Annotated in this window: 26 protein-coding genes and 1 pseudogene; 11 read left to right on the top strand and 16 right to left on the bottom strand. The window is 73.8% G+C overall.

The annotated features are described in order from the left end of the window. Positions 1 to 27: 27 nt before the first annotated feature. From FL583_RS00590 to FL583_RS42755, 3 genes and pseudogenes are all read right to left on the bottom strand, one after another. Positions 28 to 732 (bottom strand): TetR/AcrR family transcriptional regulator, encoded by a 705-nt coding sequence (locus FL583_RS00590; RefSeq protein WP_205751742.1) that lies wholly within the window; start codon positions 730 to 732, stop codon positions 28 to 30. Between the two features lie 15 nt (positions 733 to 747). Then, a complete protein-coding gene (locus FL583_RS41355; RefSeq protein ID WP_240746538.1) occupies positions 748 to 1,305 on the bottom strand; it encodes a hypothetical protein in 558 nt (185 codons plus the stop codon). A gap of 1,908 nt (positions 1,306 to 3,213) precedes the next feature. Further along, positions 3,214 to 3,504: pseudogene (locus FL583_RS42755) on the bottom strand (toll/interleukin-1 receptor domain-containing protein); the annotation flags it as partial. 320 nt (positions 3,505 to 3,824) lie between these two features. Between FL583_RS42755 and FL583_RS00580 the strand changes: the two are divergent. Next, a complete protein-coding gene (locus FL583_RS00580) occupies positions 3,825 to 5,150 on the top strand; it encodes a DUF4185 domain-containing protein (RefSeq protein ID WP_142702428.1) in 1,326 nt (441 codons plus the stop codon). On the opposite strand, the gene FL583_RS00575 is transcribed toward FL583_RS00580, so the two are convergent. Both FL583_RS00575 and FL583_RS00570 read right to left on the bottom strand, forming a co-directional pair. Beyond that, a complete protein-coding gene (locus FL583_RS00575) occupies positions 5,140 to 5,616 on the bottom strand; it encodes a cupin domain-containing protein (protein ID WP_142702427.1) in 477 nt (158 codons plus the stop codon). The two genes, FL583_RS00580 and FL583_RS00575, sit on opposite strands and share 11 nt — an antisense overlap. Before the next feature lie 75 nt (positions 5,617 to 5,691). Continuing rightward, positions 5,692 to 6,759 (bottom strand): glycosyltransferase, encoded by a 1,068-nt coding sequence (locus tag FL583_RS00570; RefSeq protein ID WP_142702426.1) that lies wholly within the window; start codon positions 6,757 to 6,759, stop codon positions 5,692 to 5,694. A gap of 108 nt (positions 6,760 to 6,867) precedes the next feature. On the opposite strand from FL583_RS00570, the gene FL583_RS00565 reads away from it, so the two are divergent. Continuing rightward, on the top strand, positions 6,868 to 7,440 hold the full coding sequence (locus FL583_RS00565) for a dihydrofolate reductase family protein (protein WP_142702425.1): 573 nt from the start codon (positions 6,868 to 6,870) through the stop codon (positions 7,438 to 7,440). 75 nt (positions 7,441 to 7,515) lie between these two features. Further along, positions 7,516 to 8,568, top strand: a complete 1,053-nt coding sequence (locus FL583_RS00560) for a coiled-coil domain-containing protein (RefSeq protein WP_142702424.1) — start codon at positions 7,516 to 7,518, stop codon at positions 8,566 to 8,568. Positions 8,569 to 8,572: 4 nt separating this feature from the next. Here FL583_RS00560 and FL583_RS00555 read toward each other — a convergent pair whose 3' ends face one another. Together FL583_RS00555 and FL583_RS00550 are read right to left on the bottom strand one after the other, a co-directional pair. Then, positions 8,573 to 8,770 (bottom strand): hypothetical protein, encoded by a 198-nt coding sequence (locus FL583_RS00555; RefSeq protein WP_142702423.1) that lies wholly within the window; start codon positions 8,768 to 8,770, stop codon positions 8,573 to 8,575. A gap of 36 nt (positions 8,771 to 8,806) precedes the next feature. Then, complete coding sequence (locus FL583_RS00550; protein ID WP_142702422.1) at positions 8,807 to 9,493, bottom strand: winged helix-turn-helix transcriptional regulator; 687 nt, start codon at positions 9,491 to 9,493, stop codon at positions 8,807 to 8,809. Between the two features lie 60 nt (positions 9,494 to 9,553). On the opposite strand from FL583_RS00550, the gene FL583_RS00545 reads away from it, so the two are divergent. The 4 genes from FL583_RS00545 to FL583_RS00530 all read left to right on the top strand — a co-directional run bounded on the left by FL583_RS00545 (position 9,554) and on the right by FL583_RS00530 (position 13,613). Further along, positions 9,554 to 10,339 carry a class I SAM-dependent methyltransferase gene (locus tag FL583_RS00545; RefSeq protein ID WP_142702421.1) on the top strand — a complete coding sequence of 262 codons (786 nt, stop codon included), beginning with the start codon at positions 9,554 to 9,556 and terminating at the stop codon, positions 10,337 to 10,339. 51 nt (positions 10,340 to 10,390) lie between these two features. Further along, on the top strand, positions 10,391 to 10,984 hold the full coding sequence (locus tag FL583_RS00540; protein ID WP_142702420.1) for a nucleoside deaminase: 594 nt from the start codon (positions 10,391 to 10,393) through the stop codon (positions 10,982 to 10,984). A gap of 70 nt (positions 10,985 to 11,054) precedes the next feature. Then, complete coding sequence (locus tag FL583_RS00535) at positions 11,055 to 12,344, top strand: cytochrome P450 (RefSeq protein WP_142702419.1); 1,290 nt, start codon at positions 11,055 to 11,057, stop codon at positions 12,342 to 12,344. A gap of 90 nt (positions 12,345 to 12,434) precedes the next feature. Then, the gene (locus tag FL583_RS00530; RefSeq protein WP_142702418.1) at positions 12,435 to 13,613 is read left to right on the top strand and encodes a winged helix DNA-binding domain-containing protein; all 1,179 of its coding nucleotides are present in this window, start codon (positions 12,435 to 12,437) and stop codon (positions 13,611 to 13,613) included. Here FL583_RS00530 and FL583_RS00525 read toward each other — a convergent pair. Continuing rightward, positions 13,602 to 14,519: an aminoglycoside phosphotransferase family protein gene (locus FL583_RS00525; protein WP_170323417.1), complete on the bottom strand. Its 918-nt coding sequence runs from the start codon at positions 14,517 to 14,519 to the stop codon at positions 13,602 to 13,604. The two genes, FL583_RS00530 and FL583_RS00525, sit on opposite strands and share 12 nt — an antisense overlap. Further along, the gene (locus FL583_RS00520; protein ID WP_142702416.1) at positions 14,516 to 14,911 is read right to left on the bottom strand and encodes a rhodanese-like domain-containing protein; all 396 of its coding nucleotides are present in this window, start codon (positions 14,909 to 14,911) and stop codon (positions 14,516 to 14,518) included. Before FL583_RS00520 ends, FL583_RS00525 begins: the two co-directional genes overlap by 4 nt. Positions 14,912 to 14,989: 78 nt before the next feature. Here FL583_RS00520 and FL583_RS00515 point away from each other — a divergent pair, with 78 nt between their 5' ends. Next, positions 14,990 to 16,117 carry a hypothetical protein gene (locus tag FL583_RS00515; protein ID WP_142702415.1) on the top strand — a complete coding sequence of 376 codons (1,128 nt, stop codon included), beginning with the start codon at positions 14,990 to 14,992 and terminating at the stop codon, positions 16,115 to 16,117. Positions 16,118 to 16,274: 157 nt separating this feature from the next. Continuing rightward, positions 16,275 to 16,922, top strand: a complete 648-nt coding sequence (locus FL583_RS00510; protein WP_142702414.1) for a hypothetical protein — start codon at positions 16,275 to 16,277, stop codon at positions 16,920 to 16,922. A gap of 63 nt (positions 16,923 to 16,985) precedes the next feature. Here FL583_RS00510 and FL583_RS00505 read toward each other — a convergent pair whose 3' ends face one another. The 4 genes from FL583_RS00505 to FL583_RS00490 all read right to left on the bottom strand — a co-directional run bounded on the left by FL583_RS00505 (position 16,986) and on the right by FL583_RS00490 (position 20,229). Next, entirely contained in the window at positions 16,986 to 17,354 is a 369-nt protein-coding gene (locus FL583_RS00505) for an FKBP-type peptidyl-prolyl cis-trans isomerase (RefSeq protein ID WP_142702413.1), read from the bottom strand. Between the two features lie 474 nt (positions 17,355 to 17,828). Beyond that, positions 17,829 to 19,049, bottom strand: a complete 1,221-nt coding sequence (locus tag FL583_RS00500; protein WP_205751740.1) for an aminotransferase-like domain-containing protein — start codon at positions 19,047 to 19,049, stop codon at positions 17,829 to 17,831. Between the two features lie 152 nt (positions 19,050 to 19,201). Then, a complete protein-coding gene (locus FL583_RS00495; RefSeq protein WP_142702411.1) occupies positions 19,202 to 19,810 on the bottom strand; it encodes a gamma carbonic anhydrase family protein in 609 nt (202 codons plus the stop codon). Beyond that, positions 19,807 to 20,229, bottom strand: a complete 423-nt coding sequence (locus tag FL583_RS00490; RefSeq protein ID WP_142702410.1) for an HIT family protein — start codon at positions 20,227 to 20,229, stop codon at positions 19,807 to 19,809. Before FL583_RS00490 ends, FL583_RS00495 begins: the two co-directional genes overlap by 4 nt. A 190-nt stretch (positions 20,230 to 20,419) precedes the next feature. Here FL583_RS00490 and FL583_RS00485 point away from each other — a divergent pair, with 190 nt between their 5' ends. Continuing rightward, positions 20,420 to 21,367 carry a type IV toxin-antitoxin system AbiEi family antitoxin domain-containing protein gene (locus FL583_RS00485; protein ID WP_170323416.1) on the top strand — a complete coding sequence of 316 codons (948 nt, stop codon included), beginning with the start codon at positions 20,420 to 20,422 and terminating at the stop codon, positions 21,365 to 21,367. A 24-nt stretch (positions 21,368 to 21,391) separates the two neighbouring features. Here the strand turns inward: FL583_RS00485 and FL583_RS00480 are convergent, their stop codons facing one another. The 3 genes from FL583_RS00480 to FL583_RS00470 all read right to left on the bottom strand — a co-directional run bounded on the left by FL583_RS00480 (position 21,392) and on the right by FL583_RS00470 (position 24,000). Then, positions 21,392 to 22,387, bottom strand: a complete 996-nt coding sequence (locus tag FL583_RS00480) for a LacI family DNA-binding transcriptional regulator (RefSeq protein ID WP_142702408.1) — start codon at positions 22,385 to 22,387, stop codon at positions 21,392 to 21,394. Positions 22,388 to 22,479: 92 nt separating this feature from the next. Continuing rightward, positions 22,480 to 23,058 carry a hypothetical protein gene (locus FL583_RS40700; RefSeq protein ID WP_205751739.1) on the bottom strand — a complete coding sequence of 193 codons (579 nt, stop codon included), beginning with the start codon at positions 23,056 to 23,058 and terminating at the stop codon, positions 22,480 to 22,482. Between the two features lie 48 nt (positions 23,059 to 23,106). Beyond that, complete coding sequence (locus FL583_RS00470) at positions 23,107 to 24,000, bottom strand: TIGR03619 family F420-dependent LLM class oxidoreductase (protein ID WP_142702407.1); 894 nt, start codon at positions 23,998 to 24,000, stop codon at positions 23,107 to 23,109. A gap of 145 nt (positions 24,001 to 24,145) precedes the next feature. On the opposite strand from FL583_RS00470, the gene FL583_RS00465 reads away from it, so the two are divergent. Next, positions 24,146 to 24,880, top strand: coding sequence for a CAP domain-containing protein (locus FL583_RS00465; protein ID WP_170323415.1), 735 nt, complete (start codon positions 24,146 to 24,148; stop codon positions 24,878 to 24,880). The last annotated feature ends 8 nt before the right edge of the window (positions 24,881 to 24,888 follow it).

Raw genomic sequence — 24,888 nt, 5'->3', positions numbered from 1 at the left:
GGTGTAAGAACGTCAAGGGTTCTGGGTTCAGCGGGAGACGAGGCGCTCGAGGCCGTCGAGGATCAAGTCGAGCCCGAACTCGAATTCGGCCTGGTCGTCGCACCAGCCGAGGCGCGACTCGGGGTCGACGTGCGCCTGGGCGTCGACCAGCATGCCGACGAGGTTCGGCACCATCGTCGCGAAGTCGCCGAGCAGGACCTCCGGGTCCGCCTCGGCGGGCATCGAGCCGCCCGGATCGAACATCTCCTGGGTGAAGCCCAGCGACCGGCTCCCGAGCGCGTGCATCGCGCGATGCGCGAGGTCGTAGGAGAAGCCCCCGTCGCGCATCAGGCCGACCAGCCGGTCGTGGTACAGGATCGTCGCCGGGCTCATCACGGTCCGGGTCGCGAAGACCCGCGGCGCCCACGGGTGCCGCAGCATGACCTGCCGGGCGGTGAGGATGCGCTGCCGCGCGGCGCTCTGCCAGGCCGCGCCCGCGGTCGGTACGTCGATCTCCGCTACCGCGTCGTTGATCTCGCTCGCGAGCACGTCGACGACGCCGTCGAGGACGTCGTCCTTCTTGGCGACGTAGTGGTAGAGCGACATCGCCTCGACGCCGAGCTCGGTGGCGAGCCGGCGCATCGTGAGCGCCTCGACCCCGCGTTCGTCGGCCAGCGCGATCGCCGCGCGCAGCACCCGCGGCCTGGTCAGCGGGGCCCGCGCCTCAGGAACGTCCTCGGCCTGAGCGCTCACGTCGCGAATCGTACGTCAGCCGTTCTGGACCGCGGCGCGGTGCTCGGGGAGCCAGAGCGCGAGCTGGAGGGCGGTGAGGGCCACGTGGACGGCGACCAGGATGAGCGCGGTCGTCAGGGCGAACGAGGGCCAGAAGTAGGCGAAGAACACGGCCGAGCTGAGCGCGCTCAGCGTGATCGCCAGCATCCAGGCGATCATCGGGCGCTCGCTGTTCGGGGGGCGCGTGGCGCTCCCGGCGGTCGCGTACAGGTACACGGCGACGGCGATCGCGGCCGCGGCGGCGAAGTACAGGAGGGCGAGCTTCTCCCAGCCGGTGCCGGGTTTCTGGGTGGAGACGAGGGTCCAGAGGTCGATCGGGAGCAGGCCGGGGTTTCGTCGCGAGACGAGCGTCAGGCCGGTGAACCAGAGCGTGCCGGCGAGGACGTAGCGGAACACGATGCGTTGGGTCTTGGAGATCGCCGCCCGCTGGCGCGGAGAGCGTCCCTTCGTGTCGCGCGACCGACGGAGCGTCCAGAGCGTGAAGAGGGCCGCGTAGACGCCGAGGGGAGGGAGGAGCAGCGTGGTGGCGGTCATGGCGAGGTGCCAGACGATTCGTGGGCGGCGGGGGGCGCCGATGCCGTCGAGGCCGCGGGGGAACGGGAGGGGTGGGGGGAGGGGTGCCTTGGGGCCGCGGGTGAAGAGCGAGAGCGACCAGTCGGTTTTGACCTTCGCTCGACCTGAGGGTTCGTCGTCCGAGGGTGGGTGCGGCAGGCCGTCGAGGAGGGAGCCTGCGGGGCCCGGGTCGCTTGCCGCTGGCGGCGCCGCCGGACGCGCCACCCCAGCCGACCCCGCGACGCCCCGAGCCGGCGAGCCGCCCGCAGCGCCCCGCCCGAGCGCGGCCCGCCCGGCGGGTGTGGTGCGCCCGGCAGGTGTGGCGCGCTCGGCGGGCGGAGTGGGTGTAGCGCGTCCGGGGGGCTGAGTGGGCGTGGCGCGTCCGGCGGGCGGCGTGGGTGTGGTGCGCTCGGCGGGTTGAGCGGGCGCGGCCCGCTCGGCGGGCGGAGTGGGTGTGGCGCGTTCGGCGGGCGGGGCGGGCGCGGCGTGCCCGGGGGGCGGAGTGGGTGTGGCGCGTCCGGCGGGTTTGGCGGGCGGGGAGTCCGCGGTGGGCGTGGCGCCGGCGGTGGGGGAAGGGGGCGCGGCGGCGCCGCGCGCGGTGGGTGAGGGCGGCGGAGGCGCGCCGGGTGCCTCGGCGGTCGATGGCGTGACGGAGGCCTTGCCCGCTGCGCGTTTCCCCTCCGCGGCCGGAGCAGGCCCAACCACCGGGGCCGCCGCGCCCCCGAGCGGCACGGCGCGTGCGCCATCCCCGCTCGAGCCAGGAGCGGCGGACTTCCCCGGAACGGAAGCCTTCCCGCGAAGGTGCGGGCCGCCGGACACGGGTGCATCGGCTGGGATGGAAGCCCTGCCTGCGGCGGGCGCTGCGCCCGGGATGGGCGCGCCGCTGGCCGCGAGAACCGTCGGCGCCGCCGCCTGCCGAATCGGCTCGTCGGCCGGGGGCGCGGAGGTGGCGCTGCCCACGTCCCTACCGCCCGCGCCGGGAGCGTCCCGGTCGGGGGGAGCGTCCCGGTCGGGGGGAGCGTCCCGGTCGGCGGGCGCATCCGCTGCACCTTGGACCGGCGAGATCGGCGCCGAGCCCGCCGCCCGCGCTGCCGATGCCCCGCCGGCAAGCGGAGCCGCCGCACCGGCGGCGCGGGGGGCTGATGCGGCACCCGCGGCGCGCGCAGTCGGCGCGATGCCCGCGGCCCGTGGAGCGGGTGACGCACCGCCGGTGGAGGGTTGGCCGGCGGCCGCGGTCGCAGCCGGTTCCTGGCCAACTGCCGCCTGTGCGGCGAGCCTCGGAGCGGTTGCCGCACCCGTGGTGCGTGGGCCGGGGCGGTCTGTGCTGGCGGCTCGAGTCGCCGGCACGGTGGGCACGTCCATCGCGGTCCTGGGCGGCAGGACAGAAGTGGCGTCTGTGGCCGACAGCAGCGCCGTCGCCTGGTCCGATTCGGGTGCGGCGACCGCGTCGGGTGGCCGCGACGCCGCGACCCTGCCTGCGCCGGGTCGCTCCCCGGCGGCGGCTTTGTCAGGGGCGGAAGGACTGTTCGCGGCGGGCCGCTGAACAGATGCGGCGTCGGACGCGGAGAGCAGGGTCGTGGCCCTGTCGTCGGTAACTGCTGAGATTGGCGCCTCGGCGAGCGCGGCCGTCGCGGCGGCGGTCCCGGTGGGTGGCGGCACAGTGGCAGCCCCGCCTGCCACTGCCCGCTCGCCTGCCCCGCCCAACCCTGCGCCTGCCCCACCCGCTCCCGCGGCAGGCCCGCCAGCCCCTGCGGCGGCTTCGCCCGCTCCCGCGGCGGGCCGGCACGCACTGGCCGTACCGGCCGCGGCGGCGGCAGGGTCAGCGACCGGCCCCGTGTGTCTTCGGAGACGGTCCAGGAACGCGCCCGACGGTCTTCGGGTCAACTCCTCGTACGCCACCCCCGCCAACTCACACACTTCCACCTTCACCGCGAACACCGGCTTCCCCCGCCGCGCCGCATGGGCCAACTCACCCCGCACCCGCACCGACGAAACCGCCGCGCGACTCCCCACCACCACGACCACCGTGCACGCGTCGATCGCCCTCCGGACGCCCGGCGGGAACGCGTCACCGTCGGGGTGATCCCAGTCGACGACGAACCCCGCCCGCTCCAGGTCAGGAACCAGCGACGACGCGACGAACTCTCGGTCGGCCCGGCTGTAACTAACGAAAACCGCCATCCCGCCCCACCCCCAGCAGAATGCATCGCTCGGGGTCGATGGAACCGCATACCAGGCGCTCCCGGCAGCCGTTATCACCAATTTCCTGGGTGGACGTACCCGACCGTCCCGCCCAGTCCTATTTCAGACTGGGCACCTGCGCCCCGAATCGTTTCAGCCACCCCTCGCCGGTTCGGCCCCGGAACTCTCGGGTACCAACCGGCCGCACGAACCGGTCGGAGATCACACAAAGACTCTTCTGACTCGCCTCGAACGGGGCTTTTTTCTGCCAGTGTCTTCCTGACGGGCACCGCCCGGAAAGCTGCCCCGAAGGAGCCGTGGTGCCGACCACTGCGTTACCCGACGAGGAGACCCGGGGCGTTTCGTCGACCCGTCGGCCGTCGCGCAGCCAGGTCATCACCGGAATCGTCGCCTACGCACTGACCCTGCTGGTCACCGGCCTCCTCGTCACCGGCGGCAACGCCCGCCCGTCGGCACCGACATCCACCCCCACCCCCGCCCCCCGCGCTCCCGTCGTAGCCGCCCCGCAGCGTGACGAGGCGCCCCCGATGTCCGACGAGATCCCGCCGATCCCGGACGTCGAAAAAGTCGTACAGCTCGACCCGCTCCGGCAGGAGAGCCGGGTGAAGGCCCGGGACAACGGGCAGAGCGTCCGCTACGGCGACCACTCGGTCTGGGTCTTCGCCGACACCGTGCTGACGAAGCCGGACGCGTTCCTCTCGAACACCGCGGTCTCGACGTCCGACCTCGACGCCTCGGACGGCATCACGCTCACCGCCGGGGACCTCTCCGGCACCGGTGACGGCACGGTCCACGACGAGTTCCTGCCCTGGAGCTCCCGCGAGAAGTCGTTCGAGAAGTCGCACGCCAGGAACTGCCTCACCGAGGCCTACTGCCAGGTGACGTTCGGGCTCTGGCCCGGCCCGGTCATCGCCGATCAGGCCAACCACCGCGTCCTGGTCTTCTACCACAAGCTCTGCCGCGGCGGCGCGCCCGGCGAACCGTGCTCCCAGCGCTACGGCCAGGACCTCGGCACCGGCGTCGCCGCCGTCGACATGACCACGTACGAGGTCACCCGCCTCACCCCGGCGAACGGTCCGGGGGTCAGCAGCATCGAGGGCCGTGACCCGACGTTGTTCTTCCCGGCCGGCACGCTCTACGCGTCCGAGGCGGTCCTGGCCGGCGACGACGTCTACGTCTACGGCGACTGCACCGCCGACAGCCGCTGCCGGGTGGCTCGCGTCCCGCTGGACCGGCTCACCGACCGCTCGGCCTGGCGTTTCTACGGCGGACGCGACGACGACCACCGTCCGATCTGGTCGGACGACCCGGCCGACGCCGTGGCGACGATCCACGCCGGGGCGGCCGGGAACAGCGTCTTCTTCGACCCCGCGCTGAAGGCCTGGATGAACGTCTACATGGAGTTCGGCTCGCACGAGCTGGACGCGCAGGTGGGCGGGTCCCCGTACGGGCCGTGGTCGGCGCCGTTCACGATCGCCGACACGGACGCCGGTGCCTACGGCGCGAACTACGCGGCCTTCGCCCACCCGGAGTACGCCCAGCGCAACGGCCTGATCCAGTACGTCACGTACTACCAGCAGTCGACCGGCGCCCAGCGCCTGCTGCGGATCACCCTCAGCCCTTGATCACGGGAACCGGCCGCGGCGGCGACGACAGCATCAGCGTGACCGCGCCGGCCTCACCGGCGACCAGGCGGTGGGTGTGGCCCGGGCGGGCGGCGAGCTGCCCACCGGCGGCGAGCTCCGTCTCGTCCAGAGAAGCGGGAGAAGCCACGGTCTCGCGGAGGCTGCCGCCGAGGACCGTCACGGTCTGGAAGCCCACGGAGTGGGCGTGCAGGTCGGTCGCGTCGCCCGGGGCCCAGCGGACCAGCCAGGCGTCGTAGAGGAAGTTGCCGCGGAGGGCCACCGGCCCGCCGTCGGACGCGGCCAAAAGCGCCTCGGCCCCACCGGCCGCGGCGATCTCGGCGGTGATGATCTCGGCGCGCTCGCGGAGCGCGGTCGGCGTGAGCGAGGACGGGGCCAGGAGGTAGGGCTCGAGGTGGTCGAGCCCGGAGGTCCGGGCGGGGGCTGCGGTGCTGATCATCTCGGCCATGCACCGATTGAAGCGGCCCGAGGCCGGCCGCTCTGTGCGCGCGCTGCCGCGCCCAGTGTTCGCTTCCGAACGGTGTCAGCCGGCCAGGGCCAGCGTGCGCTCGGCGATCTCGGCCGGCGACGGGCGCGCGGCGAGCTCGTCCTGGATGGTGACGCTGGCCTTGCGGAGCCCGTCGTCGGTCAACAGGCGGGTCACGTCGTCGAGCGTCAGGTTCCGGCCCGGGAGGCTCAGCCCGGCACCGGCCCGGACGACGGCCTCGGCGTTGTGGCGGTGATCGGCCGCGGTGGCCTGGATCAGCTGCGGTACGCCGGCCGCGAACGCGGACCGGATCGTCCCGGCACCGCCGTGGTGGACGATCCCCGAGCAGGTCGGCAGCACCGCGTCGAGCGAGACCGAGCCGATCGTCCGGACGTTGTCGGGCAGCTGCGGCGGTAAGGCCGGCTCCGGCCGCACCAGCACGATCTCGGCGTCGACCCGGCCCGCGATCGGGACCAGCGATTTCATCAGCCCGGCCGGGCTCCGGCCGACCAGGATCCGGGGCTGCGCCGGGGTCTCGCTGAGCCACGACGGTAGCGGCGCCAGCAGCGGCGGCTCGTACCGCATCGTCCAGCCCGGCCGGTCCCCGACGATCGCGGACGGCAGCACCTGGATCACCGCGGCCGGCTCCGGCAGCCGGTCGATCCGCAGGCGCCGGAGTGCCGGTCCGCCGGCTGCCGCGCTGAGCTCGGCGCCGTCGTACAGGTTGATCTCGTGCCGGACGACGGGGACGCCGCGCGCCGCGGCGGACACCAGCCCGGCCACGGCCAGCGGTTCGGTGACGACGACGTCCGGCGCGAACCGGTCGGTGGTGGCCCGGACGGCGTCGAGCAGTCGCGCGTTGATCGCGCCGAACAGCGCACCGAGGCCCCGGGAGCCGGTGGTGCCGGCCAGCGGGCGCCGCAGCGTCACCGCCCGCGAGGCCGAAGTGAGGTCGAAACCGGGCGCGACGTCCTCCACCGGAAGACCGGATCTCTCGACCGGGGCAATCGCGTCGCCGCCGGTGGCGATCAGGACGTCGGCGCCGGCCGCGGCCAGCGCACGCGAGAGCGGGAGCAACGGAAGTACGTGACCCGGCACGGGCGCCGCGACCACCAGAACGCGCATGCCTGAAAGGTAGGGGACGCACCCTTCCCGCAGAAGGAGATCTGTGACTACTGCGCCAGCAAGTCCCGCGAAAGAGACGAACGGCGCGTCCGGGCGGGAGGATAGGACATGCGATCGCTGGTGGTGACCGAGAACATCACGCTCGACGGCGTCATCGACGCGGACGGCGGCTGGTTCGACCCGGCCGGTCCGGACGACTTCTCCGACGTGACCGAGGCCCTGAACGAGCAGATGCGAGCCGCCGACGCGTTCCTCACCGGGCGCGAGACGTTCGAGGCGATGCGCGGGTACTGGCCGGCCCGGACCGATGACACGAGCGGGGTGTCCGCCTACCTGAACCAGGTGCAGAAGTACGTCGTGTCGTCGACGCTCACCGACCCGGGGTGGGAGCCGACGACGGTCCTGCGAGGACTCGACGAGATCGGCCCGATCAAGCGCGCACCGGGCAAGGACATCGTCGTCACCGGGAGCGTGTCGCTGGTGCAGCAGTTGGTGGCCGGGGGACTGGTCGACGAGTTCCGGCTGTTCGTGTACCCGGTCGTGAAGGGAAGCGGCCGCCGGCTGTTCGAGGGCGCGCCGGCCCTTCCGCGGCTCGGGCTGGCCGAGACTCGGGCGTTTCGGTCGGGTGTCGTGCTGGTTCGGTATCGGTCACAGTGGTCACACGCGTCACAGGTTCGTTAGGGGCGAATTAAGCGGGTCGCATCCGATCCTTTGCGGGTCGGGGGAGTCTCGTCGGGCGACGTACGGTCACCGATCGTGACCGTTCCCCGAGTCGTGCCCGCGCTGCTCGCCGTCCTGATCGGACTCGGCGTGCTCGTCGGGCCGGTCGCCCCGGCGGCCGCGGACGACGAGGGCGGCACGGCGACGCTGCAGCAACGGCTGGACGAGGCGGCCACCGGCTACAACAACGCCCGGGCCGAGGCGCAGGCGTCGGAGAAGCGACGCACCGCGCTGGTCTCGCAGATCGCCGTGCTGGAGAAGCGGATCTCGGCCCTCGACGCCCAGGTCCAGGAGTTGAGCGCGGCCGCCTACCGGAACGGCGTCCCCGACGCGGCGACCGCGATGGCGAACTCGCGCTCGCTGCCCGACCTGATCGGCAACCTGGGGCTCGTCGACACGCTCTCCGAACGTCGCAGCCAGACCCTCGCCGACCTCCGGCAGGCCAGGCGGGACCTGGCCGACACGCAGAAGGACGTCGACGCGCAACTGACGAAGCAGCGGGCGGCCCAGCGGACGATGGGGCGGAAACGGGCCGCGGCCGAGAAGGCGCTGGCCGACGCGAAGGTCGGCGGCCAGCCGACCGGAGGTTTCACCGACAACGCCGACGACCACCCCGCAGCCGCCGGCCCGCCGGCACGCAAAGCCGCCCCCAAACCACGACGGAAACCCACCGCCGCACCCCGCCGCTCCGACGGCACCTACGGCTCCGAGGGCTGCAGCCAGGACGACCCGACCTCCGACGGCTGCCTCACGCCCCGGACCCTGCACGCGCTGCGCCAGACCCGGGCGGCCGGCTTCACGCACTACGTGCACTGCTTCCGGCCGGCCTCGTTCGGCGAGCACCCGAAGGGCCGGGCCTGCGACTTCGCGGCGGCCAAGAGCGGCTTCGGAGGAGCGGCGACCGGCGACGACCGTGCCTACGGGAACCGGCTCGCGGCCTGGTTCATCGCGAACGCCGACCGGCTCGGGGTGCTGTACGTGATCTGGTACCGCCAGATCTGGTTACCTGGCAGCGGCTGGCGCGCCTACCAGAGTGGGAGCGACCCGTCGGCCGCCCACACCAACCACGTCCACCTCTCGGTGCAGTAGGGGCTCAGTCGTCGTCGCCGAGGACGGCCAGGCCGCTGTCCCGGCCGTCGGCCGGGAGGTCGCGCTCGCTGCGGTCGGCCCAGCCCTGGGTGCGGGTGACGCCGAACGACGCCAGCCCGACCATGCCGAACGCGGCCACCGCGACGACGACCAGGAACGCGATCCCGGCGATGATGCCGTAGACGACCAGAAGTGGGCCCATCGGGCCACAGTGGCAGGTCCGGCCGGGAACGCGTGGCTAGTCGGCCGAACTGACGCGCGGAACCGCCGCGAACGCGCTGGGGCGGAACCAGTCCGGCACGGCCCGGCGCAGCGCCGCCGGCCCGGTCAGCTCGACGTCGCCCGCCCGCATCGCGTCCGACCAGGTGACGTCGCCGCGCCAGACGTCGATCAGCCGGCGCAGGTCGGCGGTGACCTGGACGGCGACGTCGTAGCCGGGGTCGGCGTCGCAGACGTCGGCCTCGGCCGGCGTGAGGACGAGCCACCAGTCGCGGCGGCGGGCCGGCGCGGTGGGGAAGCGGAAGCCGACGACCGTGCGCCCGGCCGGGACCGCGCTCAGATCGACGTTCCGGTGCCAGTCCCAGAGCAGCAGCTTGGGGTCCAGGTCGCGGTCGCCGAGCTCGCCGATCCAGCGGACGCCCCACGCGCCGAGCGCCTGGACGATCGGCGCCAGCTCCTCGCCGGCCGGCGTGAGCACGTACTGGACGTCGCGGTCGCTGGGGCGCCGCTCGACGATCCCGGCCGCAGTCAGGTGCTGCAGGCGTTTGGACAGCAGGGTCGGCGAGATGCGGGGGAGCCCGCGGCGCAGGTCGTTGAAGTGCCGGCTGCCGGCCACGAGCTCCCGGACGACGAGCAGCGTCCAGCGTTCGTCGAGCAGCTCCATGGTCTTGGCGACCGGGCAGAACTGGTGGTACGAGGCACCCATGACTCGACGGTACAGATCGTGTACTAGGGCCGGCCCGGCGATTTTCCTACCGTCGGGAGCATGGATGAACTCAAGCAGAAACATCGTGCACTCTGGGCCCTCGGCGACTACCCGGCCGTCGCCGCGGACCTCATTCCCTCCCTCGGACCCGTGCTCGTCGAGGCGTGCCGGATCAGACCCGGGCAGCGCGTGCTCGACGTCGCCGCCGGCACCGGCAACGTGGCGATCCCGGCCGCGCTGACCGGCGCCGACGTCGTCGCCAGCGACCTCACGCCGTCGCTGCTCGCCGCCGGGGAGAAGCTCGCCGCCGAGCGCGGCGCGACCCTCGACTGGCGCGAGGCCGACGCCGAGGACCTGCCGTTCGAGTCCGACGCGTTCGACGTGGTCGTCTCCTGCGTCGGCGTGATGTTCGCGCCACACCACCGGGCGGCGGCCGACGAGCTGGTGCGGGTCGCCCGGCCGGGCGGGACGATCGGGCTGATCAGCTGGACCCCGGAGGGGTTCATCGGGCAGCTGTTCGCGACGCTGAAGCCGTTCGTGCCGCCGCCTCCGCCGGGGGTCTCGCCGGCGCCGCTGTGGGGCTCGCCGTCGCACGTCGCCGAGCTGTTCGGCGACCGGGTCACCGACCTGACCGCCGAACGCCGGACCGTGCGCGTCGACGCGTTCGCCACCGGGGCATCGTTCCGGGAGTACTTCACGACGGTGTACGGGCCGACGATCGTCGCCCTGCGCGGGACCGACCGGCCGGACGAGCTCCGGCGCGCGCTGGACGAGCTCGGCGACCGCTGGCTCACCGGTGGCGCGATGGAGTGGGAGTACCTCCTCTCCACCGCGACCGTCTGCTAAATCCTGGTTTCGCACCCGCCGGACCGTTCCCGCGGGCGGTTCAATCGGCGAATGAAGGTCGAAACGCACTTCGGTGCCGCCCTGCCGGACTGGGTCAGCGCCGAACTGGCCGAGGTTCCCGCCCAGACCCATTCGGACGCCGAGCGCATGGCGCTCGTCCACCGGCTGGCCGCCCGCAATCACGTCGAGGGCAACGGCGGCCCGTTCGCCGCGGTGGTGGCCGAGCGGGCCACCGGCCGGATCGTGTCGGTCGGGGTGAACGTCGTGCTCTCCAGCGGGCTGTCGTCGATGCACGCCGAGGTCGTGGCGCTCTCGTTGGCCCAGGTGGCCGCCTCGGCCTGGGACCTGGGCGCGGCCGGCGGCCCGGCCCACGAGCTCGTCGTCAACTGGCGCCCGTGCGCGATGTGCTACGGCGCGGTGCTGTGGTCGGGCGTGACCCGGTTGGTCGTCGCCGGGTCAGGGCCCGAGCTGGAGCAGCTCACCGGCTTCGACGAGGGCCCGGTGCGCGACGACTGGGACGCCCAGCTCGCGGCGCGCGGGATCGAGGTGGTGCAGGACGTGCTGCGGAACGAGGCGCTCGCGGTGTTCGCCGACTACGGCGGCACGCAGGCGCTCGTCTACAACGGGCGCGGCGGATCGCGATAGGGCGGTTTGTCGCGTTTAATGACCTCGCCGGGAGGAACCGTCGTCGAACGCGAACCGAGGAGGAACCGCGATGACGTCGTTCCTGACGCGCAGGTCGCTCCGCCGCACCGAGCAGGCGTCGCTGGCCGACACCGTCCGCGCGCTGGCCGTCCCGCTCGCCGCGACGATCGCGATCGGGGTGATCCAGCGGCGGCCGTGGGCGGTCCGGCTGGCCGCCCGCATCGACGCCGACCGGCACGGCGTCCGGCAACTGCAGCGCCTACGGGCCCGCTACGGTGACCGTCCACTGCGCCTGCGGACCCCGTTCCGGCGCGTGACGCTCCTGCTGTCCCCGTCCGACGTCCGGACCGTGCTGTCCTCGACCACGGCCTTCACCCCGGCCGCGGCCGAGAAACGCGCCGCGCTCTCGCGCTTCGAGCCCGGCGGGGTGCTGATCTCCCCGGCCGGGGAACGGCCCGCGAAGCGGGCCCTCAACGAGGAGGTTCTCGACGCCTCCCGGCCGCACCACCGTCATGCGGACGCGATGCGGGCCGTCATCCGGGAGGAGGGCGCCGCGCTGGCCGTCAGCGGCGTGCTCGATTGGGACCGGTTCGCGGCCGGCTGGTGGCGGATGGTGCGGCGGATCGTCCTCGGCGACTCGGCCCGCGAGGACTTCGAGACGACGGACCTGCTGGCGCGGTTGCGCCGGGACGCCAACTGGGGACCGTTCCACCCGGCGCGGCCCCGGGTGCGGGCCGACTTCCTGGACCGGGTGCGCGCGTACGTCGACCGCGCCGAGCCCGGCAGCCTGGCGTCGCTGGCCGGGCCGGAGGGCGTCGGGCAGCTCCCGCAGTGGCTGTTCGCGTTCGACGCGGCCGGGATCGCCACCTACCGGGTGCTGGCGCTGTTGTCGTCGCGTCCGGGGCATGGGCGGGACCTGCCCTACCTCCAGGCGTGCGTGCAGGAGGCGATCCGGCTGTGGCCGACGACGCCGGCGATCCTGCGCGACTACGTGGCGCCGCCGTTCGGGGCCGACGATCGCCCGGTCGCCGGCCGGGTCGACCACAAGCTCGCCGACGGGGAGCTGGTCGTGATCTACACGCCGTTCTTCGCCAGGGACGAGAGTCAGGTGGAGTGGGCGCACCGGTTCACGCCCGAGGCGTGGCTGGACGGGCGGGCGGCGGAGAGCTGGTCGATGCTGCCGTTCAGCGCCGGTCCGGCCGAGTGCCCGGGCCGTAATCTGGTGCTGTTCACGACGAGCACGATGCTCGAGACGCTCCTGCGGGGGCACGCGTTCGCGCTGACGACGAGGCCGTACCCGGACCCGCTGCCGGGAACGTTCGACCACGTCGGAACCCGCTTCCGGGTACTGCCCCGCTGACGCCGAGGACCTGACGCGGTGGGTTGCTCGCGGCCCGGGCCGCGGGTGCCCGAGGAGGCCGGGGCGCCGGTATCGGAACGGCAGGGCAGGATGCTCGGGGTGCGGGAATTCTCGGATTCGGAGCGGCGGCGGCGCATCGGGGCGCGGCAGATGTGCGCGACCGACCCCGTCTCAGCGGCCGAATGCGTCGTCGCGCTCCACGCGACCGACCCCGCGACCGTGTTCCTCTCCGTCCGCGCCCGCGTTGCCGACAGCCTCCCGTCCGCGCTGGAGGACGCGCTCTACGAGCAGCGCACGCTGGTCCGGATGCTCGGCATGCGCCGGACGATGTTCGTCGTCCCGAGCCCGCTGCTGCCGGTCGTCGAAGCGTCCACGATGGAGCGCGTGGCCGGGGCGCAGCGGCGGCTGCTGGTCAAGCATCTGCGCGAGGCCGGCATCGACGACACCGAACGCTGGCTGGCCGACGTCGACCGGTGCACGCTCGACGCGCTCGCGGCCCGCGGCGGCACCGCGACGGCGGTCGAGCTGGCGGCCGACGAGCCCCGGCTGCGCACGACGCTGCACCTGGCCCCGGGCAAACCGTACGAGGCCAGGACCGCGATCACGAGCCGGGTCCTCACCGTGCTCGGCGCCGAGGGACGCATCGTCCGCGGGCGCCCGTCCGGCTCCTGGGTCTCCCAGCGTTACCAGTGGGCGCTGGCCGAGCAGTGGCTCCCGGTTCCGCTCGACCGTCCGTCCGAGACCGACGCCCGGGCCCGGCTCGCGTCGGCCTGGCTGCGCGCCTACGGCCCCGCCCACCCGGCCGACCTGCAGTGGTGGACCGGCTGGACCGGCGCGCACGTCAAACGGGCGCTCGCCGACCTGGGTGCGGTCGAGGTCGCGCTGTCCGGCGGCACCGGCGTCGCGCTCCCCGACGACCTCGAGCCGACCGCCGATCCCGGGCCCTGGGTGGCGTTCCTGCCCGCGCTCGACCCGACGACGATGGGCTGGGCCCAGCGCGACTGGTATCTGGGCGAGTACGGCCCGCGGCTGTTCGACCGCGCGGGCAACGCCGGCCCGACGGTCTGGTCCGACGGGCGGATCGTGGGTGGCTGGGCCCAGCGCGCCGACGGTTCGATCGCGGTGCGGTTGTTCGAGGACGTCGGCGCCGACGCCCGGGCCCGCGTCTACGCGGAGGCCGAACGGCTGGAACGGTGGTTCGCCGACGCGGATGGCGTCCGGGTGATCCCACGGTTCCGGACGCCGACCGAGCGGGAGCTAGCGGAGTAGCAGCCGCGCGACGTCCAGCGCCCGGCCGGGCGGCCCCGGGTCGCCCTCGGTGTCCCACACCGCGGACAGCATCGCGACCGCGAATCCCCAGTCGGTGAGCCGGTCCAGCGGAACACCCAGCCCGTCGGCGAGTTGCTCGATCCGACGCGGCACCGCGGCCAGCAACGCGTCGTCGGCCCGGTCGGGGTCGGGGTTGTAGAGCATCGCGCCGGCCTCGAAGCCGGGGTCGCCGACGTAGCCGTGCGGGTCGATCGCCAGCCAGCCGTCGCCGGAGCGCAGCACGCTGTCGGAGCGCAGCACGTTGTCGTGGTGCAGGTCCCCGTGCAGCACGACCCGGCGCGGGGCCGAGCCGCACAGCTCGGCGAAGAGCGCACCGGCCCGCCGAACGAGAGCGAGCGGCAGCGGCCCGGCGTCCCCGAAAGCCCGCTCGTACTGCGAGAACGCGACCCCGAGCGTCGAGACGTCCGGGAGCGCGGGGTCGGGGGCGGCGTCGTGCAGCGAGTTCGCGACGAGCACCAGGATCTCGGTCGCCTCGGTGTCACGGCCCGCGGTCACCATCTCGCGCAGGCGCGTGCCCGGAGTGGCCCGCTCGAGCAGCAGGGCGCCCCGGGCCGCGTCCGCGGCCAGCAGCCGCACGGCCCCGCGCCCGTCGAACGCCCGGAGCGCGGCCGCCTCCGGCCCCAGGTGCGCGCCCGACACCGGCCCCAGCTTCAGGACGACCGGCGTCCCCGACGCGTCGACCGCCCGCGCGACCCAGTTGAACGACAACGCGAACGGCTCGCCGACGGTCAGTTCCCATTGCGCCGCCACGGCGTCCACGAGCGACGGCAGCTCGGCGAGCCACCGGCGTCCGTCCTCGCCCCACGTCCCCTCGACGTTCCGCACCAGGTCGGCCGGGAGGATCACCCGCGGATCGCCGTCGCGTCGCCGCCGACCGGGAACTCCGCCGCACGCCAGGCCTCGAACCCACCGGCCAGGTCGGTCGCCCGCCAGAGCCCGAGCTCACGCAGGCGCTCGGCCGCCACGCTCGACGACGATCCGTCCCACGACACGAGCACGATCTCGACGTCGTAGCTCGTCATCTCGGGCAGGTGCCCACCGCTCCCCGGCACCAGCCGCCACTCCAGCACGGACGGGTCCACCACGATCGCCCCCGGCAACAGCCCCTGCGACGCGCGCTCCGTCGGCGTCCGCAGGTCGATCAGCAGCGCACCACGCACGAACGCGGACACGGTCTCCGCCGGGGTGAGCCGCCAGGCGAACTCCTCGTTGTCGTGGTTCTCGCGGTTCTCGGGCACGACCCCGATTGTGTCCCGCTCTGCCCAATGCTGCCCATCCGACTGCCTCGGTGTCCCGAGGGATGGCAGGCTGACCGCGTGCCTCCCTCCCCGTCCGATACCACTGCGGACGCGGTGATCGCGGCCGCCGCCGCCGCGCTGCACGACCGGTTCGGGTCGGTGCGGATCACCGGCCCGGAGCGGTTGTCGGGCAGCTCCCGGGCCCAGGTGTTCCGGGCCCGAACGTCGGGCGAGCCGGGCACGGTCATCCTGAAGACCCCGACCGGCGTGTTCCCACCCCGCGAACGGGCCGCGTTGACGCTGCTCAGCCGCTCCGGCGTGCCGGGCGCGCCCCGGTTGCTCGCCGTCGCCGACGATCCCGAGGTGCTCGTCCTGGCCGACGCCGGCCGGGGGCCGTCGCTCGCCGACCGTCTGACCGGCTCCGATCCGGACGCGGCGACCGAGGCGCTGCTCGGCTGGGCCGAGGCGACGGCCCGGTTCCAGGCCGCGACCGTGGGCCTCGAATCCGCCTACGCCGACGAATTGGCGTCGCTCTCGCCGCTCGGGCCACCCCCGCTCGACACCAGCGCCGAGCTGCTGGCCGAGGCCGCGGCCGAGCTCGCCGCGTACCTGCCGCAGCTCGGCGTCGTGCCCGACCCGGCCGCGCTGGCCGTGCTGGCGACGGCCGCCGACCGCTTCGAACCCACCGCCCGGGCCCTCGACCCCGGCGACGCCTGCCCGGACAACAACGTCGAGACGCCCGCCGGCCTCGTGCTGATCGACTTCGAGTTCGCCGAGTTCCGGTCGGTCGCCTGGCAGGCCGCGTACCTGCGGGTGCCCTGGCCGAGCTGCTGGTGCAGCTGGCGGATGCCGCCGGACGTCGCCGGCCGCGCCCTCGACCGCTGGCGCGCGACGCTGGCCCCGGCGCTGCCCGCCGTCGCGACGCCGGAGTTCGACGAGACGCTCGACCGGGCCGTCGTCGCCTGGGTGCTGCTCACGACCGCGTGGTTCCTCCCGTCGGCGCTGGCCGGGGACCCGCCGACGACCGACCCGCGCCGTCCGCGGCCGAGCCGGCGTCAGATTCTGCAGTACCGGCTCGGCCTGCTCGCCGAGGCGTCGATGCCGTCCGACCTGGAGCCGCTCCGGGCGCTTGCCGCCGAGGCGCACGCGGCGACCCGGCGGGCGTGGGGGAACGTGCCGCTGCCGCTGGCCCCCGCCTACCGTTGAATCCGCCTACCGTGGAACCGGCGATCGGCCGCCCGGCTGAGGGGGCCATCAGCCGAACCATGGGACTTTGCGTCGGGGGACAGGCCAACGCCCGCCCCGGGGCGCATGATGGGGCGGCGCCGCGGGGGGAAACGCGGCCGCACCCGGGGGAGGGGCCGTGCACCGTCCGAGTGACGTCGGGCCGACCGTGACCGAGCACCGGATCGCCGCCGACGAGGAGGTCCGAGCCGTCCTCCGGTCGCTGGCCGAACCCGCGACCGGCGGGGTCCAGCTCCACGGCGGCTCCCGTGCGGCCCGGGCGGAACTCCTCGCCGCCGTCGTCGGCACGAACACGCCCGCCGTCGTCGGCACGAACACGCCCGCCGCCGTCGGTACGGACGCGTCCGACTGCTCCGCGCGCGGCCGGATCGTCGTCCGGCTGGTCGGGCCGACCAGCGCGGGGGAGGTGCTCGACGTGACCGCGGCCGCCCTGGTGGACGCCGCTCGCGCGGCCGGGCACCCGGCCGGGCATCCGTGGCCCGTCCTGGCCGTGCCGCTGCGGAACCGGGCGCATCCCTGGTCGGTGCGGTTCGGGTTGCTCGCCGTCCACGTGCTGCCGAACTGGCCGGTGCTCGTCGCGTTCGAGGACGCCGACGCCGATCTCACCGACGCCGGGGCGTTCCGCGACCCCGACCTGCGGGATCTGATGACGAGCTGGGCAAACGCGCCCGGGCTGGGCCGGCTTCTGCTCGCCGCCGCCGAGCCGGTCGCGCTACCGGTGAACCCGCATCGGCCGCTCCGGTCGTACCGGGTCGGGGCCCCCTGAGCCGGACGTCGCCCGGTGCACCCCTTCCACCGGGCGGCGTCCCTGCACTCGGACTAGCGCTGACTAGCGCACGCCGACGAGGTCGACGACGAAGATCAGCGTCTCACCCGGCGCGATGACGCCGGCCGCGCCGCGGTCGCCGTAGGCCAGGTGCGGCGGGATCGTCAGCTTGCGACGGCCGCCGACCTTCATGCCGTTGACGCCCTGGTCCCAGCCCGAGATGACCTGGCCGGCGCCGACCGTGAAATCGAGCGGGGCGCCGCGGTTGTACGACGCGTCGAACTCCTGGCCGTTGGAGTGGGACACCCCGACGTAGTGCACCGAGGCCGTCTGTCCGGCGCCCACGGCCGGGCCGTCGCCGACGGTCAGGTCTTCGATGACCAGGTCGGCCGGGGGAGCACCCTCGATCGGGCCGACGTCGGGCTTCTGCATCAGTTGCCTCCTGAGAGAACGAATGGGACGCCTTCGATCGAACCATGGCGGCCATCCGGGCTCGGCGGCGGCACGCCCGGGGCGCCTGGTGCTGGATGCAACTGTCCTAAGCGGACCGTAGGACAACCTTAAGCCGGAAGCGATTATGGGCAACTGATCCCCCGTCTGGGCGATCCTGGTCGGGCCGGCCGGACCACCCCCCCGGGTCCGGCCGGTCCCCGCCGTTGTCAGGTGGTCGGGACCACCACTGCGCCGACCGGTGCGGCCGGTCCCCGCCGTTGTCAGGTGGTCGGGACCACCACTGCGCCGGCTGGCCCGGCCGGTCCCCGCCGTTGTCGGGTGGTCGGGACCACCACTGCGCCGACCGGTGCGGCCGGTCCCGTTGGAAAAGGGGGCCGGCCCGGCGCGCCCATCCCGCGCCCGACCATGCCCCCTACCCGGCCCCTTCCCCGGAACACCTCAAGTTGTAGGGGTTCACCGGGCGCCGGACGCGATCTGGCCATTTCTTGTCCGTGAATCGACCGGCTTCCGGCCGGACATCACCCCGAGCGTGCCCACTTCCGCCCCCGCGTCCCGCTGCGCCAGCGCGACGCCCAGCCGTCGAACGCCTTCCCGGATCTCGTCCACCGTCGTCGTCGTGAAAGAGAGCCGGAGGGTCGCCCGATCGGGCGTCGTGGCGTAGAACGGCGCTCCGGGGACGAACGCGACGTCGTGCGCGAGCGCGACCGGCAGGAGCGCGGCCGCGTCGCGGCCGTCTGGGAGGCGGACCCAGGTGAACATGCCGCCGTCGGGGTCGGTCCAGCGGCTGCCCTCCGGGAGGGTCGAGGCCAGCGCGCCGATCATCGCGTCCCGCCGTTCGCGGTACGCGTCCCGCAGGCGTTCGACGTGCCGGTCGAGGTCGGTGGCGGCCAGGTAGGCCGCGGCGGCGGCCTGGTCGATCGTCGACGTGTGCAGGTCGGCGGCCTGTTTGGCGACGACCAGGGCCGGCCGGAGGGACGCCGGTGTGCGCACCCAGCCGAGCCGCAGCCCGGGCGCGCCGATCTTCGAGAAACTGCCGAGGTGGAGCACGCGGGCCGAGAACGACGCCAGCGGCGGTATCGGCGCTCCGCGGTAGCGCAACTCGCCGTACGGATCGTCCTCCACCACCCAGAGCCCGGTCTCGTCGGCGAGGCGGGCGACCGCGGCCCGGCGGGACTCCGGCAGCGTCCGGCCGGTGGGATTCGCGAACGTCGGCACGGTGTAGAACAGCGCCGGCCGGTGCCGCCGGACGACGTCGGCGAGCGCGTCGGGGTCGACCCCGTCGTCGTCGCCGGGCACGGTGACGATCCGCGCGCCGGCCAGCTGGAAGCACTGCAGCGCGGCCAGGTAGGTCGGCTCCTCCACCGCGACGACCGCGCCCGGGTCGACCAGCGCGGTCGCGACGAGCGTCAGCGCCTGCTGGGAACCCGTCGTGACCAGGAGGCCGTCCGGACCGGTCGGCAGGCCGCGCGCGGTCAGCCGGTCCCCGATCAGCGCGCGCAGCGCGGGGTTGCCCTCCGAGGGCGCGTACTGCAGCGCGAGCCGGGCCTGCGGCCCGGACAGCACCGCGTCGAACGCGGCCCGCACCCCGTCGAGGTCGAACAGCTCCGGCGCGGGCAGCCCGCCCGCAAAAGACAGTACTTCCGGACGGTCGAGCAGCGCGAGAAGGTCGCGCACCGGCGAACTCGCGACGCCTTGCAAACGGGCAGCAACCACGGGGACCCTCCCGGCCTCGGACGAACGGCGGGGCCCGAGCGGTGGTACCGCCTCGAGCCCCGGCCCGCGATGTGGCCCCGGTTGAGGATCCGGTCCGACGCTAGCTCGCGTTCCTAACTTTCGGAACGCTCGTCTCGCGTCGTGGGACGCTCGGCCAGCGCCCGCGCGTACCGCTCGGTGATCGTGACCATCGCGTCCGGGTCGCCGCGGTCGACGCCGAACACGTACCCAGGAAAGTCGAGGTCGCGCTGGATCGCCCAGATCGCGTCGTGGTGGACCGGCGGCATGATCCGGGCCGGGTCGCCGACCGTGACCCAGCCGATCGGCACGGTCGACCCGGGCGACAGGACCGTCCGCAGGTGCACGCAGCCGTTGACGCGGACCTCGCTGCCCGCCCCGATCCGGGCCCCGTTGAACACCGAGCTGCCGGTCGCGAGGAACGTCCGCTCGCCGACCTCGGCCCCGGTGACGCTCGCATGCGGCCCGACCAGGCTGTGGTGCCCGATCGTGAGCGGGTCGCGGGCGGTGCCCCGGAGCACGGCGTTCTCCATCACGATGACGTGCTCGCCGAGGCGGATCGGGCCGCTGTCGGCGGTGACCACCGCCCCGAACAGGATGCGGCAGTGCGGCCCGACCTCGACGTCGCCGGAGACCACCGCGGTCGGAGCCACGTACGCGGTCGGGTGCACGACCGGGCGCGCTCCCCGGTGCTCGAGGATCATCGCGTCCGGGCGCCGTGGCCGTTCTTCTCGAGCGCGGCCCGCAGGCGCTCGGCGGCGTCGTCCATGTCTTCGGAGTCCGGCCGCGGGTCGGCGTTGCGGAAGTCGAAGTCGTCGAGGTCCCAGGCCGGGTACGTGTGCAGGTGCAGGTGTGGCACCTCGAAGCCGGCGATGATCAGCGCGGCCCGCGGCGACTCGAACGCCTCCTTCTGCGCCTGCCCGATGGTCTGCGCGACGCTCGTCAGGTGGGTCAGCAGGTCCGCCGGGGCGTCGGTCCACTGGTCGATCTCCTGGCGCGGCACGACCAGCGTGTGGCCGGGCCGGATCGGCGCGATGCTCAAGAACCCGACCGCGAGCTCGTCCTTCCAGACGAATCGGCCCGGAAGCTCCCCGTTGATGATCCGCGTGAAGATGGTCGCCACCGCCCCAGCATGCCAGAGCCCCGCTTCCCCGCAGCACGCCCGCCACGGCCGGGCTGGTCGGGCGGCCGGGTCGGCCGGCCTGGGTCGAAGAAGCATTGCTGGTGTCTGGGCACCAGCAATCCTTCACCCGTCGTCCACAGATCCTCCGGCGCCGTCGGCGAAACCCCGCCTCGTCGGCCACCGTGGTGCCGTGAACCTCGACGCCCTCCTCGCCGTTCAACAGGGCGTGATCTCCCGCCGCCAGGTCCTCGCGTGCGGGCTGAGCGACGAGGCAATTCGCTGGCGTCTGCGCCGCGGACTGTGGCGACGCGTCCTCCCCGGCCTGTTCGCGACCTTCGGCGGGCCGCTCGAGCACGAGCAGCGCATGATCGTGGCGGCTCTCGTCGGAGGCGATGGCGCGCAGATCACGGGCGTCGCGGCACTGCGGTTCCATCGGGTGAGGTACCTGCCGGACGACCCACGCATTCACGTCCTGGTGCCGGCGGACCGGGTGCGGCGTTCGCGCGGCTTCGTCGTGGTGTCGCGGACTTCCCGGCCGGATCCGCACCCGGTTCTGCGTCCGGCGTTGGACGTCTGCTCGCCCGCCCGGGCCGGTGCCGACGCCGCCCGCACCGGCTACCCGAGGCGCGCGGTGAGGGCGATGCTGGCCGACCTGCTCCAGCGTCGGCGCGTCACGATCGCAGCGCTCGACGCCGAGTACCGGACCGGCCCGAGCCGGGGGAGCCGGCTGCTCCGCGAGGTACTCGACGAACTCGGAGCGGGCGTACGTTCGGCAACGGAGGCCGAGCTTCGTGCCCTCGCGCTGGCCAGCGACGTGTTGCCGCCGATCCGGTGGAATCCCGCGCTGCGCGCCGCCGACGGTACGCGGCTACCCACGCCCGACGGCTGGATCGAGGACGTCGGCCTCGCCTTCGAGCTGGATTCGGCCGAGTTCCACACGTCGCTGGAGGACTACGAGCGGACCAGGGATCGGCACAATCGCCTGGCCGCGCACGGCGTCCTCACGCTGCATTTCAGCCCGGCCGACGTGCGGAAGAATCCCCGCCGGGTGCTCGACGTCATCGAGCGCGCCTACCGCAGACGGCCGCCGGGCTTCTCCGGCGTGCGGGCGGTGGACGAAGGTTTGCTGGTGCCCTGACACCAGCGAACCTTCACCGCGCACTCAGCGGACGCGCGGGCCGGAGCCCGTCGAGCCTCGGACCACCAACTCGGGCTGGAAGACGAACTCCGACTTCGGGCCGGGCACGCCGTGGAGCTCGTCCAGCAGCATCTGGACCGCGGCCGTGCCCATGGCCGGCACCGGCTGGCGCACGGTCGTCAGCGGCGGATCGGTGAACCCCACCAGCGGGGAGTCGTCGAAGCCGATCACCGAGACGTCGGCGGGCACCGAGCGGCCGAGGTCGCGGACGGCCCGGATCGCCCCCAGGGCCATCAGGTCGTTGCCGCAGATCACCGCCGTGCAGCCCTGGGCGATCAGCGTCGCCGCGGCCGCGTGGCCGCCCTCGACGGTGAAGAACGTGTGCTCGATCGGGGCGTCGGCGCCCAGCAGCTCGACGAAGACCGAGACCTTCCGCTGCACCGGGACGAACCGCCGCGGCCCCACGGCCAGCCCGATCTTCTCGTGCCCGAGACTCACCAGATGCGACACCGACTGGCGGATCGCGGCCCGGTCGTCGGCCGAGACGAACGGGGCCGCGACGCCCGGCTGGTAACCGTTGATCAGGACGATCGGTAACTGGCGGGCCGCCAGGCGGTTGTACCGCTCGACGTCGGCGGTGCTGTCGGCGTGCAGCCCGGAGACGAACACGATCCCGGCGACGCCCCGCTCGATCAGCACCTCGGTGAACGCGTCCTCGGTCATGCCGCCTGGGACCTGGGTGCACAGCACCGCGGTGAAGCCCTGCATCGACAGGCCCTGCTCGATGATCTGGGCGAACGCCGGGAAGATCGGGTTGTCGAGCTCCGGGGTGATGAGTCCGATCAGGCCGGCGCTGCGCTGCTGGAGCCGGGCCGGCCGTTCGTACCCGAGGATGTCGAGCGCGGCCAGCACGGCCTGCCGCGTCGCCGGTGACACGCCGGCCTTGTCGTTGAGGACCCGGCTGACCGTCGCCTCGCTCACGCCGGCCTTGACGGCGACGTCAGCAAGCCGGGGGCTCATGATCCGCACTCTAACGCCTCGGTTCGAGCCCCGGATCGCGCGAGACGGCCCGGCTCCCCACGGGGAACCGGGCCGTCTCCGGAGCGCTTCGATCAGGGGGCGGGCGGCGGACGGTAGTCCGATCCGGGCGCGCTCGGCGGCTGCGTCGGGTCGTTGTAACCGGGCGCGCTCGGCGGCTGGTACCCGCCCGGGGCCGACGGGGCGTCGTAACCCGGCGCGCTCGGGGCGCTGTAGCCCGGGCCCGACGTCGGCGCGCCACCGTAGCCCGGCCCCGACGTGGGGGCACCGTACCCGGGACCGGACGTCGGAGCACCGTACCCGGGACCGGACGTCGGGGCGCCGTAACCGGGGTTCGGGCCGGTCGGGCCGCTGGGACCACCCGGGCCCCAGCCCCCGCCGCCGCCCCCACCGGGACCGCCGGACCCACCGCCCCGGCGCCGCATGAAGAGCACGACGCCGATCACGATGATCGCGATGACGAGGAGGCAGCACACCGCCCCACAGATGCCGAAGCCGCCGCCGCTGCGACGCCGGCCACGTGCGGCCTCGGACGCGACCGAGGCCAGCGCCGGGTTTTCGGCGGCCCACGCGGCCGCGGGCACGAGGACGGCGAACACGGTGGCAGCCGCCCCGGCACCGAGTACGGCGAGCATGCGCCGGAAGGAAGTCATGTCCCCAGTGTCCTCACCTGCGCAATCCGGGGGAACCCGGGTCCACCCCTAGGGGGCGAGCGCATCCAGGACGGTGAGCGCGTGCCGCAGCGAGGCCACCGGGTCGGCGTCCGGTGAACCGACCGCCGGATCGAAGTTCAGGTCGACGAACACCTCGGTGACGCCCTGGGCCGCGAGCGCCGGGAAGTCGGCGCGGATCTCCTTCAGCGAGCCGGTCAGCATCCGCTTGCGCGGCCCGACGACCGCCACCCCCCGGCAGACGAACCGCAGCGCGTCCGGGTCGCGACCGGCCTTCTCGGCGCCCGCGCGGACCGTGCCGATCGCGTCGCCGAGCTGGGTGAGATCGAACCGGCTGGCGCTGATCCAGCCGTCGGCGAGCCGCCCGGCGCGGTCAAGGGCCCGGGGTGCGGCGCCGCCCAGCAGGATCGGCGGCCGCGGTGCCTGCACCGGCTTCGGCAGCACAGTGGACGGTTCGACCCGGTAGAACTCGCCCTCGAACGCGACGGGGTCCGGGCCCCAGACCGCGTCCAGCGCGTGCAGGTACTCCTCGAGCCGGGCCCCGCGTTGCTCGAACGGCACGTTGGTCGCCGAGAACTCGGCCGGTATCCAGCCCAGGCCGAGCCCGGTGATCAAGCGGCCGCGGGAGAGCACGTCCAGCGTGGCCAGCTGCTGCCCGAGCACGGCCGGGGCGAGGAACGGCGCGTTGATGATCGCGGTGCCGAGGCCGATGCGTCCGGTCGTCGCGGCGGCGAAGGCCAGCGAGACGATCGGGTCGAGCACGCTCGCGTAGGCCGGCGGGAGCGGCTGCGCCTCGGGGACGAGCAGCCGCTGGAACGACCAGAGCGTCCGGTAGCCGAGTTCCTCGGCGTGCCGCGCGACCGTGACCACGTTCTCCGGCGTGGCCCAGGAGCCGGAGACCGGCAGTCCGAATCCGATGTCCATGGGCCCGAGCATGCCAGCAACCCGGCTGCACCCGGAGAACCCCCGTAGCCTCACCGACCGATTTCGCACGTCCGCCGGGAGCCCGCCGACCTTCCTGGTGACGCCAACGGCAACCGCCGCCGGCGCCAACCAAGGGGGATTCTTAGTGCGAAACACCACCGTGCGTACGAAGCTCGCTTTCGGCGTTCTGACCGCCGCGATCTTCACCACGATGGCTGTCGGTGCGGGCTCCGCGGCGTCGGCTGCCGAGTACCCGTCCGGGGGTTACGACAACTACCGCTACAGCACCTCGTACGGCCCGTGGGTCAAGCGTCACTCGCAGCGCCCGGTGTCGACGACCGTGCAGCAGGCCGCCCCGGTCAAGACCGCCCCGGTGAACACCGCCCCCGCTACCCCCGCCCCGGCCGCTCCGGCCAACACCGTGACCGCGACCGGACCGACCGCGACCGGCGGGAACAACGCCCCGGTGCAGGCCGTCCTGCTCCAGATCAACAAGGTGCGGGCCGCGGCCGGCGCCAAGGCGCTGACGCTGAACAACCAGCTCGTCTCGGCCGCCCACCAGCACAACCTGACGATGGCCGGCGGGTGCGGGCTCTCCCACCAGTGCGCCGGTGAGGGCAACGGTGGCGCGCGGATCAGCGCGCAGGGCCTGAAGTGGTCGGCGTGGGCCGAGAACATCGGCTACGGCACCACGTCGGCCGCGACCGACGCCGCTCACACCGCGGTCGCCACCAAGATCACCCAGAGCATGATCGACGAGGTGGCCCCGAACGACGGTCACCGTCGGAACATCCTCAACCCGTCCCTGAGCCAGATCGGCATCGACCTCTACCGCGACAGCAACGGCACCCTCTGGATGACCCAGGATTTCGCCAACTGAATCGCCTG

This window comes from Cryptosporangium phraense (assembly GCF_006912135.1).
Classification (GTDB): Bacteria; Actinomycetota; Actinomycetes; order Mycobacteriales; family Cryptosporangiaceae; genus Cryptosporangium; species Cryptosporangium phraense.
This window is presented reverse-complemented; position numbering and strand designations above follow the sequence as displayed.

Excerpts from the sequence above, each read along its gene's own strand:
- FL583_RS00540 (WP_142702420.1), top strand. The coding sequence starts at position 10,391 with ATGAAGGTCGAAACGCACTTCGGTGCCGCCCTGCCGGACTGGGTCAGC.
- FL583_RS00505 (WP_142702413.1), bottom strand. The coding sequence starts at position 17,354 with ATGCAGAAGCCCGACGTCGGCCCGATCGAGGGTGCTCCCCCGGCCGAC.
- FL583_RS41355 (WP_240746538.1), bottom strand. The coding sequence starts at position 1,305 with ATGACCGCCACCACGCTGCTCCTCCCTCCCCTCGGCGTCTACGCGGCC.
- FL583_RS00545 (WP_142702421.1), top strand. The coding sequence starts at position 9,554 with ATGGATGAACTCAAGCAGAAACATCGTGCACTCTGGGCCCTCGGCGAC.
- FL583_RS00530 (WP_142702418.1), top strand. The coding sequence starts at position 12,435 with ATGCTCGGGGTGCGGGAATTCTCGGATTCGGAGCGGCGGCGGCGCATC.
- FL583_RS00570 (WP_142702426.1), bottom strand. The coding sequence starts at position 6,759 with ATGCGCGTTCTGGTGGTCGCGGCGCCCGTGCCGGGTCACGTACTTCCG.
- FL583_RS00495 (WP_142702411.1), bottom strand. The coding sequence starts at position 19,810 with ATGATCCTCGAGCACCGGGGAGCGCGCCCGGTCGTGCACCCGACCGCG.
- FL583_RS40700 (WP_205751739.1), bottom strand. The coding sequence starts at position 23,058 with ATGACTTCCTTCCGGCGCATGCTCGCCGTACTCGGTGCCGGGGCGGCT.
- FL583_RS00470 (WP_142702407.1), bottom strand. The coding sequence starts at position 24,000 with ATGGACATCGGATTCGGACTGCCGGTCTCCGGCTCCTGGGCCACGCCG.
- FL583_RS00535 (WP_142702419.1), top strand. The coding sequence starts at position 11,055 with ATGACGTCGTTCCTGACGCGCAGGTCGCTCCGCCGCACCGAGCAGGCG.
- FL583_RS00550 (WP_142702422.1), bottom strand. The coding sequence starts at position 9,493 with ATGGGTGCCTCGTACCACCAGTTCTGCCCGGTCGCCAAGACCATGGAG.
- FL583_RS00575 (WP_142702427.1), bottom strand. The coding sequence starts at position 5,616 with ATGGCCGAGATGATCAGCACCGCAGCCCCCGCCCGGACCTCCGGGCTC.
- FL583_RS00480 (WP_142702408.1), bottom strand. The coding sequence starts at position 22,387 with ATGAGCCCCCGGCTTGCTGACGTCGCCGTCAAGGCCGGCGTGAGCGAG.
- FL583_RS00565 (WP_142702425.1), top strand. The coding sequence starts at position 6,868 with ATGCGATCGCTGGTGGTGACCGAGAACATCACGCTCGACGGCGTCATC.
- FL583_RS00555 (WP_142702423.1), bottom strand. The coding sequence starts at position 8,770 with ATGGGCCCACTTCTGGTCGTCTACGGCATCATCGCCGGGATCGCGTTC.